Origin of the sequence: Ligilactobacillus acidipiscis DSM 15836 (assembly GCF_001435755.1) — a bacterium.
Taxonomy (GTDB): domain Bacteria; phylum Bacillota; class Bacilli; order Lactobacillales; family Lactobacillaceae; genus Ligilactobacillus; species Ligilactobacillus acidipiscis.
Genome location: NZ_AZFI01000242.1, coordinates 1 through 2,078 on the forward strand (window position 1 = coordinate 1; position 2,078 = coordinate 2,078).

Here is a 2,078-nt window from a genome sequence, read left to right on the forward strand (position 1 = left end):
GTAAGCAGTGTTCAACTGGACGGATTTCAAGTAGAAGCTGATTCTTATACTATTACCTTATTCAATTAGCTAGAGGTGATTTTTTGGAAGATAAACCAGAATTCGTGCAAGTTAAGGTGGCTGCGCTTAAAAACAAAGATTATAAGCCGCAAAAAGCCATGCAGTTGCGTGTAGATCAAAATAAGACTGTCGTCATTTATAATCGGATCAATAATTATATCCTAGATGCTTTTTTGAAGGCGGTGTTTACGCATGACGATGCTTGATTTGTCCCAGCTCGACCGGATCTATTTGGCAACTGGGAAAACTGACCTTCGCAAAGGAATTGACGGTTTAGTTACTGTGATCACCGAACAATTCGCCTTGGATCCATACCAGAGTACCTTATTTTTATTCTGTGGTAGTCGCAAAGATCGTTTTAAGGGACTCCTGTGGCAGAAAGATGGCTTTTTGTTGCTTTACAAGCGTTTTGAAGACGGTCGTCTTCAATGGCCGAGGAACCAAGCTGAAATGCGGCAGCTTCAACCCGCTCAATTAGTCCGTTTACTACAAGGCTGGTCCATAGATGCGACGATTCATGACTTTGATCCAGCACATTTAAGACTGCAGCAAAAGAACAATGTGGTTTAGTTTTCCCTGTGGAAAACTAAATCTTTTTTGCTCATCCACAGTTTTAAATCTGTGGATGCAATTACGCTGAAAGCGTGCTATGCTAACTTTTGAAAACATCAGCTGCATCGCTGATCAGAAAATGGTGAAGTTAAATGGATCAACAAAAAACGATTGCTAAATTAACACTTGAAAATGAAGAACTCCGTAAACAAAACAAGGCTAATGAACAGCGGATTGCTGAACTGGAAACTCTTTTAAAGTCTTTTCAGGCAAAATTATTCGGGACTAAGTCAGAAAAAACTGTCTCGGTTAACGAAAATCAAATGACACTTTGGGATGATGACAGTGTTTTTACCTGGTCAGAGCACACTGACAAACAAAGCGCAGAAAGTTCTCAAGAAAAGATCCAAAAGTCACCGAAAAAGCGGGAAAAACGGCAAAAGCAAATAGAAGATTTAGAGATAGTTAAAAACATTAAACGGCTCAAAGAAACTACTTGTCCTTACGGACAAGCACTTAAGGTTGTTGGAGAGAGATTTATAGGGAAAAAACTGCACTACAAACCAGCCGAATTATGGGTGGTCGAGGAATACGTTGCAACCTACGCTTGTGCTTGTGCTGCTTGTCTGGCGCAAAATAACGGTCAGACAGCTTTCTTTAGCGCCGAAAAAGCGACGCCTTTATTCCCACATAGTCTGGCTACCCCCACTCTGTTAGAGAATATCGTCTATCAAAAATACGTTTTAGGGACACCTCTTTATCGTCAATTAAAAGATTGGCGTCGTTTCGGGTGGAATGTCTGTGAGCCGACTTTAGCTGCTTGGGTCATTCAGGGGGCAGATAAGCTAAGATCATTGTATGATCTCCTACATAAAAAATTGCTGCAACGTCCCTATTTACAAGGTGATGAAACTGTTGTCAAGGTTTTGCGTGAACCTGGGAAAAAGCCTACGGCTGAATCACGAATGTGGGTGCAACGCACGGTCCAAAAAGACAAACTACAAGCTATTTATTATGCCTATCGGCGCGATCGTTCTGAAAAATCGGCTTGTTCCTTATACAGTGGCTTTACTGGTGTTTTACAATGTGATGGTTATCAGGTTTACCCTAAAGTAGATTGTGCCGACCGCGTTGGTTGTTTAGCTCATGTGCGCCGTAAATTTTTTGAGGCAGCCAAATACAGTCAGGCCGCTAAAGGTCCGCTAAAAATCCTGGATCAGATTTTCCACCAAGAAAAGAAATGGGCCAGTTTAAATAGTTCTGCTAGAATAAACAAAAGGAATGAGTTTTTAAGGCCTTTGTTCGAAAAATTTTGGCAGGCTTTGGCAACTTGCGCTGCTCTACCTAAGTCCTTATTGGGGAAAGCTATCGCATACGCACTAGGACAAAGGGAAGCCATCAATAAATTATTACAATATGGTGCGATCGATATTTCCAATAATACTTGTGAACAGGCGGTAAAATCG

General features: G+C 41.2%; 3 protein-coding genes. All 3 read left to right on the forward strand.

Features of this window, described 5'->3' with window-relative positions; all coding sequences use genetic code 11:
• Positions 1 to 83: 83 nt before the first annotated feature.
• Complete coding sequence (locus tag FC65_RS10330) at positions 84 to 266, forward strand: hypothetical protein (protein ID WP_056972635.1); 183 nt, start codon at positions 84 to 86, stop codon at positions 264 to 266.
• Positions 253 to 630: an IS66 family insertion sequence element accessory protein TnpB gene (gene tnpB, locus FC65_RS11960; protein WP_056972637.1), complete on the forward strand. Its 378-nt coding sequence runs from the start codon at positions 253 to 255 to the stop codon at positions 628 to 630. Before FC65_RS10330 ends, tnpB begins: the two co-directional genes overlap by 14 nt.
• Before the next feature lie 134 nt (positions 631 to 764).
• Positions 765 to 2,078: IS66 family transposase (gene tnpC, locus FC65_RS10340; protein WP_056972639.1), on the forward strand; the 1,314-nt coding region annotated here is incomplete at its 3' end.